At 66.1% G+C, this 16431-nt stretch carries 13 protein-coding genes and 2 pseudogenes; 4 read left to right on the forward strand and 11 right to left on the reverse strand.

Going from position 1 to position 16431, the window contains the following annotated elements:
* The 7 genes from ADBZ6I_RS01545 to gltB all read right to left on the reverse strand — a co-directional run.
* Positions 1-654 (reverse strand): class I SAM-dependent methyltransferase (locus tag ADBZ6I_RS01545; protein WP_526380177.1); only part of this gene is annotated, 654 nt, incomplete at its 3' end.
* Between the two features lie 11 nt (positions 655-665).
* On the reverse strand, positions 666-1250 hold the full coding sequence (locus tag ADBZ6I_RS01550) for a GNAT family N-acetyltransferase (protein WP_526380179.1): 585 nt from the start codon (positions 1248-1250) through the stop codon (positions 666-668).
* Between the two features lie 32 nt (positions 1251-1282).
* A complete protein-coding gene (locus ADBZ6I_RS01555) occupies positions 1283-2704 on the reverse strand; it encodes an FAD/NAD(P)-binding protein (protein WP_313673476.1) in 1422 nt (473 codons plus the stop codon).
* 30 nt (positions 2705-2734) lie between these two features.
* Positions 2735-4123, reverse strand: a complete 1389-nt coding sequence (locus ADBZ6I_RS01560) for a class I tRNA ligase family protein (RefSeq protein ID WP_313673477.1) — start codon at positions 4121-4123, stop codon at positions 2735-2737.
* Positions 4120-4482 carry a cupin domain-containing protein gene (locus ADBZ6I_RS01565; protein ID WP_526380181.1) on the reverse strand — a complete coding sequence of 121 codons (363 nt, stop codon included), beginning with the start codon at positions 4480-4482 and terminating at the stop codon, positions 4120-4122. The genes ADBZ6I_RS01560 and ADBZ6I_RS01565 overlap by 4 nt, the downstream gene beginning before the upstream one ends.
* A gap of 815 nt (positions 4483-5297) precedes the next feature.
* A complete protein-coding gene (gene gltD / locus ADBZ6I_RS01570; RefSeq protein ID WP_526380183.1) occupies positions 5298-6749 on the reverse strand; it encodes a glutamate synthase small subunit in 1452 nt (483 codons plus the stop codon).
* Positions 6742-11391, reverse strand: a complete 4650-nt coding sequence (gene gltB / locus ADBZ6I_RS01575) for a glutamate synthase large subunit (protein ID WP_526380185.1) — start codon at positions 11389-11391, stop codon at positions 6742-6744. The genes gltD and gltB overlap by 8 nt, the downstream gene beginning before the upstream one ends.
* Before the next feature lie 359 nt (positions 11392-11750).
* Between gltB and aqpZ the strand changes: the two genes are divergently transcribed.
* On the forward strand, positions 11751-12527 hold the full coding sequence (gene aqpZ, locus ADBZ6I_RS01580) for an aquaporin Z (RefSeq protein ID WP_526380187.1): 777 nt from the start codon (positions 11751-11753) through the stop codon (positions 12525-12527).
* 32 nt (positions 12528-12559) lie between these two features.
* Here the strand turns inward: aqpZ and ADBZ6I_RS01585 are convergent, their stop codons facing one another.
* From ADBZ6I_RS01585 to ADBZ6I_RS01600, 4 genes and pseudogenes are all read right to left on the reverse strand, one after another.
* The gene (locus ADBZ6I_RS01585) at positions 12560-13102 is read right to left on the reverse strand and encodes a Dps family protein (protein WP_526380189.1); all 543 of its coding nucleotides are present in this window, start codon (positions 13100-13102) and stop codon (positions 12560-12562) included.
* A 34-nt stretch (positions 13103-13136) separates the two neighbouring features.
* Entirely contained in the window at positions 13137-14024 is an 888-nt protein-coding gene (locus ADBZ6I_RS01590; RefSeq protein WP_526380241.1) for a DNA-3-methyladenine glycosylase family protein, read from the reverse strand.
* A pseudogene (locus ADBZ6I_RS01595) lies at positions 14024-14158 on the reverse strand (NAD-dependent epimerase/dehydratase family protein); the annotation flags it as partial. The gene ADBZ6I_RS01590 and the pseudogene ADBZ6I_RS01595, both read right to left, overlap by 1 nt.
* 2 nt (positions 14159-14160) lie before the next feature.
* Positions 14161-14664, reverse strand: a complete 504-nt coding sequence (locus tag ADBZ6I_RS01600) for a nuclear transport factor 2 family protein (protein WP_526380191.1) — start codon at positions 14662-14664, stop codon at positions 14161-14163.
* Between the two features lie 28 nt (positions 14665-14692).
* On the opposite strand from ADBZ6I_RS01600, the pseudogene ADBZ6I_RS01605 reads away from it, so the two are divergent.
* The 3 genes and pseudogenes from ADBZ6I_RS01605 to ADBZ6I_RS01615 all read left to right on the forward strand — a co-directional run.
* Positions 14693-14944, forward strand: a pseudogene (locus tag ADBZ6I_RS01605) (type II toxin-antitoxin system VapB family antitoxin); the annotation flags it as partial.
* The gene (locus tag ADBZ6I_RS01610) at positions 14941-15273 is read left to right on the forward strand and encodes a type II toxin-antitoxin system PemK/MazF family toxin (protein WP_526380193.1); all 333 of its coding nucleotides are present in this window, start codon (positions 14941-14943) and stop codon (positions 15271-15273) included. The pseudogene ADBZ6I_RS01605 and the gene ADBZ6I_RS01610, both read left to right, overlap by 4 nt.
* Before the next feature lie 74 nt (positions 15274-15347).
* On the forward strand, positions 15348-16298 hold the full coding sequence (locus ADBZ6I_RS01615; protein WP_526380195.1) for a bifunctional methionine sulfoxide reductase B/A protein: 951 nt from the start codon (positions 15348-15350) through the stop codon (positions 16296-16298).
* Positions 16299-16431 lie beyond the last annotated feature (133 nt).

Genomic DNA, 16431 nt, shown 5'->3' on the forward strand with positions numbered 1-16431 from the left:
CCCACGGAAACGCACACCGCCGTACGGGGCCTGTTCGATCCCGGAGAGCGCGATACCGCACGCGGAGTAGTAGTCGCGCCGCAGTTCCGTCGTCCACACGTCCGAATTGAATACCGTCACGATGCCGTAGCCGGCACATCCGTGCATCGCGCGGAAGACCGAAGTGGGGTCGGGAAGGTTTCCAATGATATTGAACGGGAGCACATATAGCGGCACATCTCCCACCACGGCGCTGTTCCACTGCCCCGGGGATGTGACATCGCCAGTCACCGCCTTGGCGGTGCGCTGCAGGCCTTCGCTGACAATCCGCTGGCGCAGTACCTCGACGGCTTGATCGTTGATGTCCACCCCGAGATAAGAAACCTCGGCTGAGCGTGCCACCTCCAGCGCCCGGCCGTCGTAGCAGCCCATCTCGACCAGCACATCGCAGTTGTAAACGCGGATCGACTGCAGGATGGCCAACGACTCCAATTGCAGGAAGAAGAATAGATCGTCGGGGAAGTGCGCGGTCCGCATAATCGCCGACGCCCCGCGAGCCCGATAAAAGTCTTCGCTGGTCGCCAGCTCGTCGCGCAATAAACCTGTGCGCAGATCGGTTTCGGTCGTGACTTCCTCCAGTGCATGGGCACGATGCACGATCGCGTCGAGATCCATGGGCTGTCCTACTATCGCCGGGCTTCGATGCGACGCTGTAACGCGGCTCGAACGGCCGGCCACTCGTCGTCGATGACCGAGTAGACCATCGTTGTGCGCCACGTCCCGTCGCGGCGACGAGCATGGTTGCGCAATGCGCCCTCCTCGGCCGCTCCGATAGCGAGCACAGCTGCTCGCGAACGAGTGTTGAGATCGTCGACATTGAACTCGACGCGCCGGGCACCCATGACCCCGAAGATGTGACTCAGCAGCAGGAGCTTGGACTCCGAATTGATCCCAGTTCCGCGTACTTTCGAAGACAGCCAGGTGTAACCGACCGTGACCCGACCGTGTGCTTTGCTGGTGTTGTACAACGAGGTTGAACCCACGATCTGACCGTTGCGCGCGTCGATCTGAGTTAGAGTGAGGCGCCCGGAAGTCAATGCGTGGGTGACCGACGCTGCCGATGGGGGCTCGGACTCGATCCCGAAGGGGAAGTAACGGAAGGTGTCCGGGTCGTCGTAGGCGCGAGCCATGCCGTCGGCGTCCGCTGCAACGGTAGGGCGAATCAACACCTGATCGCCTTGCAGCGTCGGCGGCTGCGTCCATGGGTCCATAGTCATATCGGTCTTCTCTGTCCGCGCTTCTGCTAGGCCAGTGCGCTCATCGAGTATTGCGCCGCACGAGCGATGTCCGCCACGACGCCTTTGACGTTGCGGGTCGCCTGGTACAGCGACGAGGAGTACAGCAGCGAACCCCTGGTGGCGTAACCAATCGCATAGAGCCGCGTCTGTTCGCCATTGACGGACAGCACATTTCCCGTATCGAAGTCGACTCGTATTCCGCCGTATCGCTCGCCGATCGCAAGCCCGGCGGCGACGAGACGGTGCTCGAATCGTTCCTGTTCGGCGCTGGTCGCCGTCCCTGTCCCGTCGACGACCGCGTCGAAGGTCTTGTCACCCACTAGCCAGCCGTCTGGCGTGGCGGCCGCCTCCCCGACGCCTACCTGCAGCCGGCCGCTACGGATCGCAGCGCGCAGTGTTTCGGCGGTTGCTAGCGGGATAGGACTGCAGATCGCCTGCATCAGCCGAAAGTACTTGGCGTCGAATGCGTCCCGATCGTTGTCACTAAATCCATGCCAGTAAGTCGGCACGTCACGATTGGCCATTGAGATGGCGAGATTCTGGATCGTGCGCTCCGCCTCAGTGATCCAATCGGCGGCCATGAAGCTGTTCAGTCCGCCTCGTAGCCGCGCGATATAACCGCGCAGGTCCGATTCCGTAACGCCGTATGCGTTCAGCTCGGAGTGGAATCGCTCACGGAGCTCATCGAGGGTTGCGCCCTGATGAGCGGAACGTTCCGGCACGGTGAGGGCAAGATCCTCGTCGAAGTCGGCCCTGATGTCGGGCAGAATCCCAGTTCGGGAGAACATCGAAATCTGTTCGACGCTGCGGACCGTCAGCAGACCCAGAACGGAGTCGATCGCGGTGAGACCGGCGCCGACCACAGCCACTCGGTGACAGCCTTGCGTCGCGGTTACCAGGTCGGCCAATGGGTAAGGCCGCAGCATCGTCGTCGATGTCGCAGGCACCCCGGTGCGCCGCCCGTGGCCGGTACACAGGATGACGAAATCGACGTGCACCGAGTTCTCCCCGACCCCGATACGCAACGCGCCGTCCACCTCGTCGAAACTATCCGCGTAGCCGCGCACCACCTCGATCGGCGCACCAGCAGCTCGCCAATTCACGCATATCTCGTCGAAGCGCTGCTGGAGATAACGACCAAAAACGCTGCGGCTGTAATACTCCCGCTCAGCACCAGGATTGCCGATCGACAGTTCGTACCGTTGTGCCCACTTCACGAAGTCGTCCTGCCGGTCGAACAGCACGGACATGTGCTTGGCTTGTCTGTTGACTAAGGCGCAGTCCAGGTCTGGTGCGAACACATTTCCGGTCCCGATCGCACCGCCATCGATCACAGTGATGTGCGGCAATCCGCCATGGAATCGGTCGAACAGCTCGTAGAGTGCGGTGACGCACGCAGCGCCCGCACCCACGATCCCGAGGCGCAATCTTCGCCCGTTATGTGGCACCACTGCTCCTCAGAGTTCCAGCGCCGCAAGCAGATAACCCACCATCGCGGTGAGCTCGGATCGTTCCGCTGCGGATCCGTGCGAAAGATTGGTGTACTCCACCGCCTTGTCGATTCGTTTCAGCAAGCCGGCGACCGAGAACCGCTGCGGGTGAGCCTCTTTACCGAGACCGACACGAAAGCACCGGCCGATTTCCGTCGCCGGGTTATCGAATACCGGGCGAGCTTCGGGTTCTGCTGCCGGCCAATCGAGGTCGCTATGGTCAGACGGGTTCCGGAGTTCCTGTTCAGCGTATTCCGGGCAGGACATCGCCAATTCTCGGCGCAGCAACCGACCCGGGCCATCGGGGGTGAGGTCTCTCGCCCAAATCGCATTACTGCGGCTCGACGACATCTTGCGACCATTGAGGCGAAGAAAGCGGTTGGCTTTGAGTGCGACCGGGAGGAGCGCTGGAAACCGCATTATTTTGGCCAACAACGGAAACAGAACCGCATAGTAGTAGGCGTTGTCGGAGCCGAAGTAGTAGCTCACTTCGACCCCGCGCCGGCTTTCGAGCGCCGTGCGCAACTGCGCGACCGACATGGTCTCGGGCAGGCCGAGCACTAAGCCCAGCGAGTAGGCGTGAGCGAAAAAGATCTCGATCCACGGGTTGATCACCCGTCCCGGGCCGACCTCGTAGCCGTAGTCACTGCGGAAGGTGAGCGCGACCGAATGGGCACTGAGGTCCTGCAGCAGCGCAGCCACGAAAGCGTTATCGAACACCAGGCCGTGTCGGTACTGCGCACGTACGAAACTCAAGTCGTCTTCGGTGATGGTCAAGGTTGCGGGGAATTCCCCGGAATCGCCCTCGATGAAGGTGCGATTACCAGTAGACTCTTCGACGGCGTCGATGGCATCAGACAAGTCGAGTGGTCGCGCACAGTTCTCGCAGACGTTAAGTGACGCGCGCTGAAGACACTGCGGACACGTCACGGCGACGAACGCTTCGGCGGCCCCGCGCCGGGGATCGGTGCCGACGAATTCGACTCGTCCAGTGGCGCGGACATCCGAGAACAGTTCGGTGAGCGCGCCGTCGAGGAAACTGCGATAGTTCGGGGCGGTGTTGTCCACATTCCAGCGCACACCGATCCCGAAGTCGGCGAAGTCCTTGGCGATCAGAGACGTCATTTCCTGGCGAAGTTCGTAGGGATCTCGACCGAGCTGATGTGCCTTCGTCGCGACGTACGTCTGGTAGTTGTCGACGTGCGAACAGTGCGTTGCCGCATGCCCCAAGGCATTGGCCAGTCGGCAGTTGAGGTCGGCCCGCAGGTACGGCCCCGACACATGGCCCACATGCAGGCCGCCATTAGGGGTGGGCGGAGGGGTGAACAGGACGGACAGCGACGGCGATTCCGTCACGGGGCGGTCGCTTCGCTCCACCAGAAGCTGAACAGCCGGAACGGCTCGTCACCGATATTCGTCACGCAATGCAGGCGGTCCGGCGGAAGTACGACGACATCCCCTTCAGTCAGTCGCTGGGTGTGTCCCTCAATCCAGACCTCGGCTTCGCCGTTGATCAGGTAGAGAAACTCGGTCACCGGGTGCTGATGCTTCTGGATGGATTCGCCCGGCTGTAGCAAGGAGACCGCCGAGCCGATTTTCGTTGCCTGCGGCCCCGAGAGAGCCAGCAGATCGGTGAAACGCCGGATCCGTACCGTGTACTCGGGCTTGTAATCGTTGTCGGACTGGGTCTCGTAGAGCATCTCGATCTCCGTCACGCTGGGATCTTCTGTTAGGTCGACAAGTTTGCTAGGGATCCTCGGCCTCTCCGTTTTCTCGCCCGATCGAGACTGCGGTTGCCGAATGAACCTACGCCAGCCGGCCAAGTCTGAGATCGTGTCCGCTGCCGCCGCGCATAGCGGAACACTGAGTGGCGACACTCCGTGTCGCTGAGGCAGGCGCGGTTGGCTCGGCGCCTGGCGGGGCGGCTATCGGCATCTTTAGCTGCAGCGATGGCGCCGAAAAACGCTGTGGCGTTTGCCACGGGAGGGGTCCTGCGTTCCGCACGGCTTGGCGGCAGAAGTGGACCGCCCCAGCGCGGAGGCGTTAGCGAGCAGGTTTGCTGAATACCCAGCCGGCTCGATGCCACTCCGCAGCTGCCCCGATAGACGAGATTTTGCTCAGAGGCCGAACCGGGCTGATGGTTTATTTTTCAGACCCCACGGCTGCAACGCCGAGTGCCGGCTACGTGCCTGATGGGTCGAAAGGGTGAACAGGCCCCACACTCGGTGGGGCCTGAGGTCAGAAGCCGAACTGCATCAGGTCGGCGGGGGTGACCAGGCGCTCGTGCTTGGCCGGAAATTCCCGGCTTTTGACCGGGTGGCGAAGCATTGACCAGGCCATACGGGCAGCCCGGGAACGGGGTGGACTCGTGATCGGGTTGAGGTACACCATGAATCTCCTGCGGTCGACATCGTCGGCAACCTAAGGGGACTTTACCGCGCCATCCCCAACCTGAGCAATTACAGCTTTATGTCGTCCATCAGCGACGCAGACACGCCGCACCAACCTGTTACCAATGTGACAGGAGTGACTAACGTTGCGGTGCGGCGGACGGTTCGATGGGCGCCGGAAGGGCTGTGTGGCCCATCAAAAAGCGGTCCACTCCCGCTGCGGCGGCGCGGCCTTCGGCGATCGCCCAGACGATCAGCGACTGCCCCCGGCCCATGTCCCCGGCCACGAACACGCCCGGCACCGAGGTCTCGAAATCGGCGTTGCGCGAGACGTTGCCGCGGTCGGTGAGCTCGACGCCGAGGTCGGTCAACAGACCCGGCTTCTCCGGGCCGACGAAGCCCATGGCCAGCAGCACCAGGTCGGCATCGAGGTCGAAGTCACTGCCTTCGACCTTCTCGAACTTGCCGTTCTTCATGACGACCTCGTGGGCGCGCAGGCCGGTGACCTTGCCGCCCTCGCCGAGGAAGCGCTCGGTGTTGACCGAGAACACCCGCTCGCCGCCCTCCTCGTGCGCCGAGGACACCCGGTACTGCAACGGGTAGGTCGGCCACGGCGTAGAGGGATCACGGTCGGCGCCCGGCTTCGGCATGATCTCGAACTGGTGCACGGCCGCCGCGCCCTGCCGGTGCGCGGTGCCCAGGCAGTCGGCGCCGGTGTCGCCACCGCCGATGATCACCACCCGCTTGTCCTTGGCGGTGATCGGCGGCTCGTCAAGCTCCCCGATGGCCACCTTGTTGCCCCACGGCAGGTACTCCATGGCCTGGTAGATGCCCTCGAACTGACGGCCCGGGATGGGCAGGTCGCGCCAGTCGGTCGCGCCGCCGGCCAGCACCACCGCGTCGAAGTCCTCGCGGAGCTGCTCGACGGTGACGTCGACGCCGATGTTGACGCCGGCGCGGAACTTGGTGCCCTCGGCCTCCATCTGCTCCAGGCGCCGGTCGATGTGGCGCTTTTCCATCTTGAACTCGGGGATGCCGTAGCGCAGCAGCCCGCCGATGCGGTCAGCGCGCTCGAACACCGTCACGTCGTGGCCGGCGCGGGTCAGCTGCTGGGCGGCGGCCAGGCCGGCCGGCCCGGAGCCGACGACGGCCACCGACTTACCGGTCACCAGGTGCGGCCGGTTGGGGGTCACCCAGCCTTCGTCCCAGGCGTTGTCGATGATCTCGACCTCGACCTGCTTGATGGTCACCGGATCCTGATTGATGCCCAGCACACAGGACGCCTCACACGGCGCGGGGCACAGCCGGCCGGTGAACTCCGGGAAGTTGTTGGTGGCGTGCAGCCGATCGATGGCGTCTTTCCACCGGTCGCGGTAGACCAGGTCGTTCCACTCGGGGATCAGGTTGCCCAACGGGCAGCCGTTGTGGCAGAACGGGATTCCGCAGTCCATGCAGCGGGCGGCCTGATGCTGCAGCGCCTCGTGGTCGAAGTCCTCGTAGACCTCGTGCCAGTCGCGTAGACGCAGCGGCACGGGCCGACGCTTCGGGGTCTCGCGGCGGGTGTACTTCATGAAGCCACTGGGATCAGCCACGGGACGCCCCCATGATCGCTTCGTCGAGGTCTGAGCCGGTCGCGCCTGATGCAGTAGCCTCGGCGATGGCTTCCAGAACGCGCTTGTAGTCGCGCGGCATCACCTTCACGAAATCCCCTACCTGTCGCGGCCAGTCGGCCAGGATGCGCTGCGCGACAGCCGAATCGGTGGCGTCGCGGTGCGCCACCAGGATGCCGTGCAGCCACTCGATGTCGTCGTCGCCGGGCGCCTCAAGGTCCACCATCTCGGTATTGAGGTTGCCGGGCAGCTTGCCGTGCGGGTCGTAGACGAACGCGATGCCGCCGGACATGCCCGCGGCGAAGTTGCGCCCGGTCGCCCCGAGGATCACCACCCGGCCACCGGTCATGTACTCGCAGCCGTGGTCACCCACACCTTCGACGACGGCGTGCGCGCCGGAGTTGCGCACCGCGAACCGCTCTCCCACAGTGCCGCGGATGAACGCCTCGCCGCTGGTCGCGCCGAACAGGATCACGTTGCCGGCGATGATGTTGTCCTCGGCCACATAGCCGTCCGGGGCGGCGTCCGACGGCCGCAGCACGATCCGTCCGCCGGACAGGCCCTTGCCGACGTAGTCGTTGGCGTCGCCGTGCACCCGCAGCGTGATACCGCGCGGCACGAACGCTCCGAAGCTGTTGCCGGCGGAGCCTTCGAAGGAGATGTCGATGGTGCCGTCGGGCAGCCCGTCGCCGCCGTAGGCCTTCGTCACCTCGTGGCCCAGCATGGTGCCCACGGTCCGGTTGGTGTTGGAGATCTTCATCGAGAAGCTCACCGGGGCCTTGGAATCCAGCGCCTCTCGGCACCGTGCGATCAACTGCTGGTCCAGCGCCTTGTCCAGGGCGTGGTCCTGCCGTGAACTGCAGTACAGGTCCTGGTTCATGAACGCCGAGTTGGCCTCGTGCAGAACCGGTGACAGGTCCAGCTTGTGGGCCTTCCAGTGCTCCGACGCCCGGGTGGTGTCCAGTGCGCCGACCTGGCCGACCATCTCGTTGATGGTGCGGAAGCCCAGCGTGGCCATCAGCTCGCGAACCTCTTCGGCGATGAACAGGAAGAAGTTCTCCACGAATTCCGGCTTGCCGGTGAACCGTTCGCGCAGCACCGGATTCTGGGTGGCCACGCCCACCGGGCAGGTGTCGAGGTGGCACACCCGCATCATGATGCAGCCCGAGACCACCAGCGGCGCGGTGGCGAAGCCGAATTCCTCGGCGCCGAGCAGGGCGGCGATGACGACGTCGCGGCCGGTCTTGAGCTGGCCGTCGACCTGCACGACGATCCGGTCGCGAAGACCGTTGAGCAGCAGGGTCTGCTGGGTCTCGGCCAGGCCGAGCTCCCACGGCGCGCCGGCGTGCTTCATCGACGTCAGCGGGGTGGCGCCGGTGCCGCCGTCGTGGCCGGAGATCAGCACCACGTCGGCGTGCGCCTTGGACACACCCGCGGCCACCGTTCCCACTCCATTTTCGGAGACCAGTTTCACGTGAATCCGGGCCTGCGGGTTGGCGTTCTTCAGGTCGTAGATCAGCTGCGCCAGATCCTCGATCGAGTAGATGTCGTGGTGCGGCGGCGGCGAGATCAGGCCCACGCCGGGCGTGGAGTGCCGGACCTCGGCCACCCACGGGTACACCTTGGAACCCGGAAGCTGCCCGCCCTCACCGGGTTTGGCGCCCTGGGCCATCTTGATCTGGATGTCGGTGCAGTTGGTCAGGTAGTTGCTGGTGACACCGAAGCGTCCGGACGCCACCTGCTTGATGGCGCTGCGCCGCCAGTCGCCGTTGGCGTCGTGAGAGAAGCGGCTGACGGCCTCGCCGCCCTCACCGGAGTTCGACCGCGCGCCAAGGCGGTTCATCGCGATGGCCAGCGTCTCGTGGGCCTCGGCGGAGATGGAGCCGTAGCTCATCGCGCCGGTGGAGAAGCGCTTGACGATCTCGCTGGCCGGCTCGACCTCCTCGATCGGAATAGGAGCGCGCCCAGTGTTCTTGGGGTCCTTGAACTTCAACAGACCACGCAGCGAGGCGATCCGCTCGCTCTGGTCGTCGATGAGCTTGGTGTACTCCTTGAAGATCGAGTACTGCCCGGTACGAGTTGAGTGTTGGAGTTTAAAAACCGTGTCCGGGTTGAACAGGTGGTACTCGCCCTCACGGCGCCACTGGTACTCCCCGCCCACCTCGAGTTCGCGGTGCGCGCGCTCGTCGGGCCGGTCCAGGTACGCCAGCTGATGACGGGCGGCGACGTCGGCGGCGATGTCGTCGAGGTCGATCCCGCCGACCGGGCAGGACAGTCCGGTGAAGTACTCGTCGAGCACCTGCTGGGAGATGCCGATGGCCTGGAACAGCTGCGCGCCGGTGTAGGAGGCGACGGTGGAGATGCCCATCTTGGACATCACCTTCAGCACACCCTTGCCGGCGGCCTTGATGTAGTTGTTCAGCGCCTTGTCGCGGTCCAGCGGCGCGGAGTCGCCGCCATTGGCGGAGCCTGAGATAACGCCTCTGTCGATCATGTCGCTGATCGACTCGAATGCCATGTAGGGGTTGACCGCCGCGGCGCCGAAGCCGACGAGCATGGCCATGTGGTGCACCTCGCGGGCGTCACCGGCCTCAACCACCAGGCCGACCTGGGTGCGGGTGCGCTCCCGGACCAGGTGGTGATGCACAGCGGACACGCTCAGCAGCGACGGGATCGGCGCCATGCTCATGTTCGACTCGCGGTCGCTCAAGATCAGGATCCGAGCGCCGTCGGCGATGGCCTTGGACGCCTCGGCCCGGATGTCGTCGAGCGCGCGGCGCAGACCGGCGCCGCCCTTGGCCACCGGGTAGAGGCAGCTGATGACCGCGGCGCGCATGCCGTGCCGGTGGCCGTGCACCTCGTCGTCGGGGTCGAGGTTGACCAACTTGGCCAGCTCGTGGTTCCGCAGGATCGGATGCGGCAGCAGGATCTGGTGGCACGACTCCGCGGTCGGGTTGAGCAGGTCCTTCTCCGGGCCGAGGGTGCCGGAGATGCTGGTGACCACCTCTTCGCGGATGGCGTCCAGCGGTGGGTTGGTCACCTGGGCGAACAACTGCTGGAAGTAGTCGAAGAGCATCCGCGGCCGGCTGGACAGCACCGCGATCGGGGTGTCGGTGCCCATCGAGCCCAGGGCTTCCGCGCCGGTGCGCGCCATCGGCGCCACCAACAGGTTGAGCTCCTCGTAGGTGTAGCCGAAAGCCTGCTGGCGCAACACAACCCGGTGATGAGGCATCCGGATGTAGGGGCCCTGCGGCAGATCGTCGAGGTGGAACTGCTCGGACTCCAGCCACTGCGCGTACGGGTGCTCGGCGGCCAGGTCGGCCTTGATCTCCTCATCGGAGATGATCCGGCCCTGCGCGGTGTCCACCAGGAACATCCGGCCGGGCTGCAGGCGCATCCGCTTGACGACGCGGGCCGGGTCGAGATCGAGCACGCCGGCCTCCGACGCCATGACCACCAGGCCGTCGTCGGTGACCCAGATACGCGAGGGGCGCAGGCCGTTGCGGTCGAGCACCGCCCCGACGACGGTGCCGTCGGAGAAGCACACCGAGGCCGGTCCGTCCCACGGTTCCATCAGCGCCGAGTGGTAGGCGTAGAACGCCCGGCGGGCGGGGTCCATGTCCTCGTTGCGCTCCCACGCCTCGGGGATCATCATCAGCACCGCGTGCGGCAGGCTGCGCCCGCCCAGGTGCAGCAGTTCGAGGACCTCGTCGAAGCGTGCGCTGTCGGAAGCGCCCGGGGTGCAGACCGGGAAGATCTTGTCGACCTCACCGCCGAAGGCGTCGGGGTCGATCAGCGCCTCGCGGGCGCGCATCCAGTTCTCGTTGCCGGTGACGGTGTTGATCTCACCGTTGTGGGCGATCCGCCGGAATGGGTGCGCCAGCGGCCAGGACGGGAAGGTGTTGGTGGAGAACCGCGAGTGCACGATGCCCAGCGCGCTTTCCATCCGCTCGTCCTGCAGGTCGAGGTAGAACGCCTTGAGCTGCGGGGTGGTGAGCATGCCCTTGTAGATCATCGTCGCCCCGGACAGGCTCGGGAAGTACACCGTTTCGCGGCCGGGGCCGTCCTGGCCCGGGCCCTTGGTGCCCAACTCGTGCTCGGCGCGCTTGCGGACCACGTAGGCCCGCCGCTCCAGTTCCATGCCGGACGCGCTCGCCCCCTTACCGTCGCTTCGCTCGCCCAGGCCGATGAACAGCTGCTTGAAGGTCGGCATGGCGTCGCGGGCCAGTGCGCCCAGCGACGAATCGTCGACGGGAACCTCGCGCCAGCCCAGCACCGTCAGACCCTCGGCTTCGACGATCTTCTCCACACCCTCGACGGCCAGCGCGGCGTCGCGCGAGGACTGCGGCAGGAAGGCGATGCCGGTGGCGTAGGACCCCTCCTCGGGCAGGTCGAAATCGACCACCGCGCGCAGGAAGGCGTCCGGCACCTGGATCATCAACCCGGCGCCGTCGCCGCTGTTCTGCTCGGCGCCCGCGGCGCCGCGGTGCTCGAGGTTCAGCAGCGCGGTGATCGCCTTGTCGACGATGTCGCGGCTGCGGCGACCGTGGATGTCGACGACCATTGCGACGCCGCACGCGTCGTGTTCGTAAGCGGGGTTGTAGAGCCCGACAGCACTGGGCATACGCACCTAACCCTTCAAATGTCGCGCGGCGGTCCAACCATGGTTATGTGGGTGGCGCGCCGCGCCCCGTCCGGGTTCCTCCGTGCGTCGGTGAACGGCGGCCCTTGTGTTTTGCCGACGTTATGTCCGGTAGCGGTCCACACGTCGACAGGTAACAAAACGATATGCACGCTGGGGCCGAATGCCAACTTAGGAAAGCCTAAGTTCTGCCGGGGCTAGCGCGGGTGTCGGTCCGCCGGGTGCTCGGAGGTGCGCGTCTCAATCCGGTGGAGATTCAGCAAAATTGAGTACGGTCTTCTCGCCGGAAGTGCGACGCTGTTCGGCACGTGGTCCGCATACCTTCGTAAGGAGTCCATAACATGACAGCCCCCACGATGACCCACCGCCTCACGGCGGAGTTCATCGGCACATTCTGGCTGGTGTTCGGCGGTTGCGGCGCAGCCGTCTTCGCCGCCAACCCGGCCGGCGACAACTCCGTCGGCATCGGCTACCTGGGCGTGGCGCTGGCCTTCGGCCTGACCGTGCTGACCGGTGTCTATGCCTTCGGCGCCATCTCCGGCGGGCACTTCAACCCCGCCGTCACCCTCGGTGCGGCGATTGCCAAGCGGGTGGAGTGGGCCGCGGTGCCCGGCTACTGGCTGGTCCAGATCCTCGGCGGCTTCGCCGGCGGCTTTGCGATCCTGGCTATCGCCAAGGGCCGGGAGAAGTTCAACGCCAGCGGCAACATGGCCGCCAACGGCTACGGGATCAACTCGCCGCACGGCTACTCGCTGACCGCCGTGATCATCGCCGAGGTGCTGCTCACCTTCATCTTCCTGATGGTGATCCTCGGCTCCACCGACGACCGCGCACCCAAGGGCTTCGCCGGTCTGTCGATCGGCCTGTCCCTGACGCTGATCCACCTGATCTCCATCCCGATCTCGAACACCTCGGTCAACCCGGCCCGGTCGACCGGTGTGGCGTTCTTCAACGGCGCCGGCGCACCCGGCCAGTTGTGGGTGTTCTGGCTCGCACCACTGGTGGGCGCGGCGCTTGCCGGTGTGCTCTACCCGATCCTGTTCCCGAGGTACCAGGAACTGGCCAGCCGCCCGGTGCGTGACGCGGCGTACGACGCGAAGTTCGTCGGAGAGAAGTAACCGAAGAGAAGTAACCGAGAAGTAACCGCCCCTTAGCGGGCAGCGCCGGCGGCGTCCTGTTCGGTCGACGATCCTTCGTTGATCAGGGCGCCGCCGGCGTTTTCCAAATGGGCGCGCACGAACCACTGGAACTTCTCCAGAGCGGCGGCCTGCCCGATCAGCATGTCCTGGGTTACCGGGTCCGCTTCGTCGGTCTCGGCGATTGCCGTGCGAACGTCGGCGACGACGCCGTCGTACACCAGGTCCAGGGCGGCCAGATGCGCCTGCACGGTGTCGCGGCCCAGCGAATAGTCGTCCCAGGTTCGGTCTTTGAGGATGGCGCCGGGCGTGCCCTGCGGAGAGGCGCCGAGGGCGGCGATGCGTTCGGCGACATCATCGGCGAAGCCGCGAACCAGTTCGACCTGCGGGTCGATCATCTCGTGCACCCCGATGAAATTGGGGCCCACCACGTTCCAGTGGATGTGTTTGAGGGTCAGATGCAGGTCGTTGTAGGTGCTCAGTTGCTTCTGCAGCAGGTCGACGACCTTGCGGCCCTGTTCTGCGGTCATGCCGGGGATGGTGAATTTTGCGCCCATGCTGCCAGCCATACCCTGCGAACGGGGGCGGTAATCAAAGGCCGCTGATGCGCTGGCGGGCCAGCCGCGGGCCGCGGCGCGGCAACTGGGCCAGCCGGCTGACCTCCAGCAGGCGCACCGCGCGGTAGCGGTGCGGCCGCAGCGGTTCGAGCAGTTCCGCCATGGCGTCGTCGTCGATCGGGTGGCCCAGCAGCGTCCAGCCGATCATGCTCGCCAGGTGGTAGTCGCCGACCGAGAGCGCGTCGGCGTCGCCGAGGGCGCGCTGGGCGGTCTCCGCAGCTGTCCAGACACCGACGCCGGGCAACGCGGTGAAGGCATCCCGGTCGGTCTGGCGCTCCAGGGCGTCGGCGCGCTGGGCGCAGCCGACGATGGTGCGCATCCGGCCGGGGTCGACGTTTGCGCGGTGATACTCCCAGGACGGGATGCTCCGCCAGGTCTGCGGTGACGGCGGCACCCGCATGCGTTCCGGCGCGGGCCCCGGCGCGGGCGTGCCGAATCGGGTGACCAACAGCCGCCAGGACCGGAACGCTTCCACGCCCTGGACGCGCTGTTCGATGACGGCCGGGATCATCGCCTCCAGCACCCGGCCGGTGCGGCCCAGGCGCAGGTGCGGGACCCGGCGCAGGGCTTCGGCGATGACGGGATGTTCGGGCTGGAAGTCGCCGGCGGCGTCGTCGGCGCCGAGCAGCGGCGGCAAGTTCTCGACGAACTCCTCTGCACCGTCGCCCCAGGCCTGGCATTCGACGGTGTCGGCGGCGGTGCGGGTCAGGCGGGCGGTCACCGGGCCGGTCCGTTGCAGGCTGGTGCGCCAGATGTCGCCGTCGACGATCTGGAACGTCGGATCGCCGGGGCCGCGCCGCTGCGGGGCCAGGGTGTGGCCCGGGCTGGCCGGCCCGTCGAAGGTGAGGGTGCGGCGCAGCATCACAGCCGCGCGCCCACGTGCAGCCACCAGCGTGCGGCGGCGCGGATGGAATCCTCCACCGGGATGGGCTGCCAGCCCAGTTCACGCACTGCTTTGGAGTGATCCAGCGGGGCTTCGGCGCACATGAGACGCAGCTTCACTGGGCGGCAACCCTGGTGGCCATCCAGGCGGCGGCCTCGTCGTCGAGGGTGCCGAGTTCGGCGGCTTTCTTGCACCATGTCATCCCGGCAGCCAGGAAGCGCAGCGGGTTGTAGACGTCCTCCTGGCGACTCCACAGCCCGTCGCCGGCGTAGGTGATGATCGAGATGTTGGTGGCGCTGACGACGGTGCCGTCGCCCGGGTCGCGCATCGGGTTGTCCAGTTCGCAGATGACCCGGCCGGTGCCTTCGTCGATGACGTGCCACAGCGACGGGAAGGCGGTCATGTGGCTGCCGGGGAACGTCGTCATGGTGCGGTAGATCCACTCGCGAACCTGATCGCGGCCCTTCATAGTGCCCATGGCGTGCTCGATGTAGTCGACGTCCTCGGTGTAGTGCGCCACCCAGCCGTCCCAGTCCCGGGTGCGGGCTGCGGCGTCGACCTCGGCCTCGAAGGTGGCGAAGGCGTCGGCGAGTTCTTCGCGGGAGAAGCGGCGTGCCACGGACTCAAACTAGTCGCCCGCCGTGTAATGGCATAGTTATGGCATGAACCGCACACGTTTGAGCACCACGGTCGATACCGGCCTGCTCGCGCAGGCTCGGAAGCTTCATGCCGGCGCCACCGATGCGGCCTTGGTGGACGATGCACTGCGCGCCCTACTGGCGCGGACCCGATCGGCCGAGCTTGACGCGAGTTACGCCGCATACGACGCGCATCCGCCGGGCGAGCCTGATGAGTGGGGAGACCTCGACTCGTGGCGGCGGGCCGCGGGCGCCTCATGAGCCCTTTGCCGGCGCGTGGCGAGGTGTGGTGGAGCGAGATCGCCGCTATCGGTCGGCGACCTGTCGTCGTCCTGTCGCGCGACGCGGCGATCCCGCGGCTTCGGCGGGTGATCGTTGCGCCGTGCACCACGACCGTCCGGCGGCTGGCCAGCGAGGTTGTTCTGGAACCTGGTTCCGATCCGGTGCCCAGGCCGTGCGCGGCCAATCTGGATTCGATCGAGAGCGTCTCCGTGGCTCTTCTGGTTGAGCGGATCGGGCGGTTGGCCGACGAGCGGATGCGGGAGATCTGCGGGGCATTGCAGGTGGCCGTCGACTGCTCACCGGTTTGAGGTCTCTGACGAGTCTGTAACCGCCCCGCCCGCGACGGGCGCCGAAGCCGCAACCGCGCGCACACTGGGTAGATATGACCTACCACAAGGACCCCGCCGCAGTCGCAGCGCTGACCCCCGAGCAGGCCCGGGTGACGCAGCGCAACGGAACCGAGCCTGCGTTCACCGGTGAGTACTGGGACCACCACGAGCCGGGCATCTACGTCGACGTGGTGTCCGGGGAGCCGTTGTTCGCCTCGACCGACAAGTTCGACAGCGGCACCGGCTGGCCGAGTTTCACCCGACCGATCGGCAACGTGGTCACCAAGCGCGATTTCAGCATGCTGTTCCCGCGCAAAGAGGTGCGGTCGCGGCACGCCGACAGCCACCTGGGGCATGTGTTCAAGGACGGCCCGCGCGAGCGCGGCGGGATGCGCTACTGCATCAACTCCGCGGCGCTGCGGTTCGTGCACCGCGACGACCTCGAAGCACAGGGGTACGGGCAGTACGTGGCGATTTTCGAGAAGGAGGACACGATGAGTGAGTACAAGACCGCGATTCTGGCCGGCGGCTGCTTCTGGGGCATGCAGGACCTGATCCGCCGCCAGCCCGGGGTGGTGTCCACCCGGGTGGGCTATACCGGCGGGCGCAACGCCCACGCCACCTACCGCAACCACCCGGGCCACGCGGAGGCCGTCGAGATCGTCTACGACCCGGCTGAGACCGACTACCGGGCGCTGCTGGAGTTCTTCTTCCAGATTCACGATCCGACGACGAAGGACCGCCAGGGCAACGACGTCGGATCCAGCTACCGCTCGGCGATCTTCTACCTCGACGACGAGCAGAAGCAGGTGGCGCTGGACACCATCGCCGACGTCGACGCCTCCGGCCTGTGGCCCGGCCGAGTGGTCACCGAGGTGGTGCCGGCGGCGGACTTCTGGGAGGCCGAACCGGAGCACCAGGACTACCTGCTGCGCATCCCGAACGGGTACACGTGTCACTACCCGCGGCCGGGCTGGAAGTTGTCGAAACGCGAAGTGGTGTAGGCGGCGGAGGCGGCAAAAACCACGATCGGGCGTCACTGGCGGGCGCCCCGCATTTCGGCGAACTTCGTGCTGCCCTCCCGTGGTCGCCACGCGATGACTATGGTGAGCCCGGCAACATAAAACAGGCCGAGGG

Origin of the sequence: Mycobacterium sp. (assembly GCF_044342925.1) — a bacterium.
Classification (GTDB): Bacteria; Actinomycetota; Actinomycetes; order Mycobacteriales; family Mycobacteriaceae; genus Mycobacterium.

Bases quoted from the DNA above. Each gene is read 5' to 3' on its own strand.
- ADBZ6I_RS01590 (WP_526380241.1), bottom strand. From the start codon at position 14,024: ATGCTGCGCCGCACCCTCACCTTCGACGGGCCGGCCAGCCCGGGCCAC.
- gltB (WP_526380185.1), bottom strand. From the start codon at position 11,391: ATGCCCAGTGCTGTCGGGCTCTACAACCCCGCTTACGAACACGACGCG.
- ADBZ6I_RS01585 (WP_526380189.1), bottom strand. From the start codon at position 13,102: ATGGGCGCAAAATTCACCATCCCCGGCATGACCGCAGAACAGGGCCGC.
- ADBZ6I_RS01615 (WP_526380195.1), top strand. From the start codon at position 15,348: ATGACCTACCACAAGGACCCCGCCGCAGTCGCAGCGCTGACCCCCGAG.
- ADBZ6I_RS01610 (WP_526380193.1), top strand. From the start codon at position 14,941: ATGAGCCCTTTGCCGGCGCGTGGCGAGGTGTGGTGGAGCGAGATCGCC.
- aqpZ (WP_526380187.1), top strand. From the start codon at position 11,751: ATGACAGCCCCCACGATGACCCACCGCCTCACGGCGGAGTTCATCGGC.
- ADBZ6I_RS01550 (WP_526380179.1), bottom strand. From the start codon at position 1,250: ATGGACCCATGGACGCAGCCGCCGACGCTGCAAGGCGATCAGGTGTTG.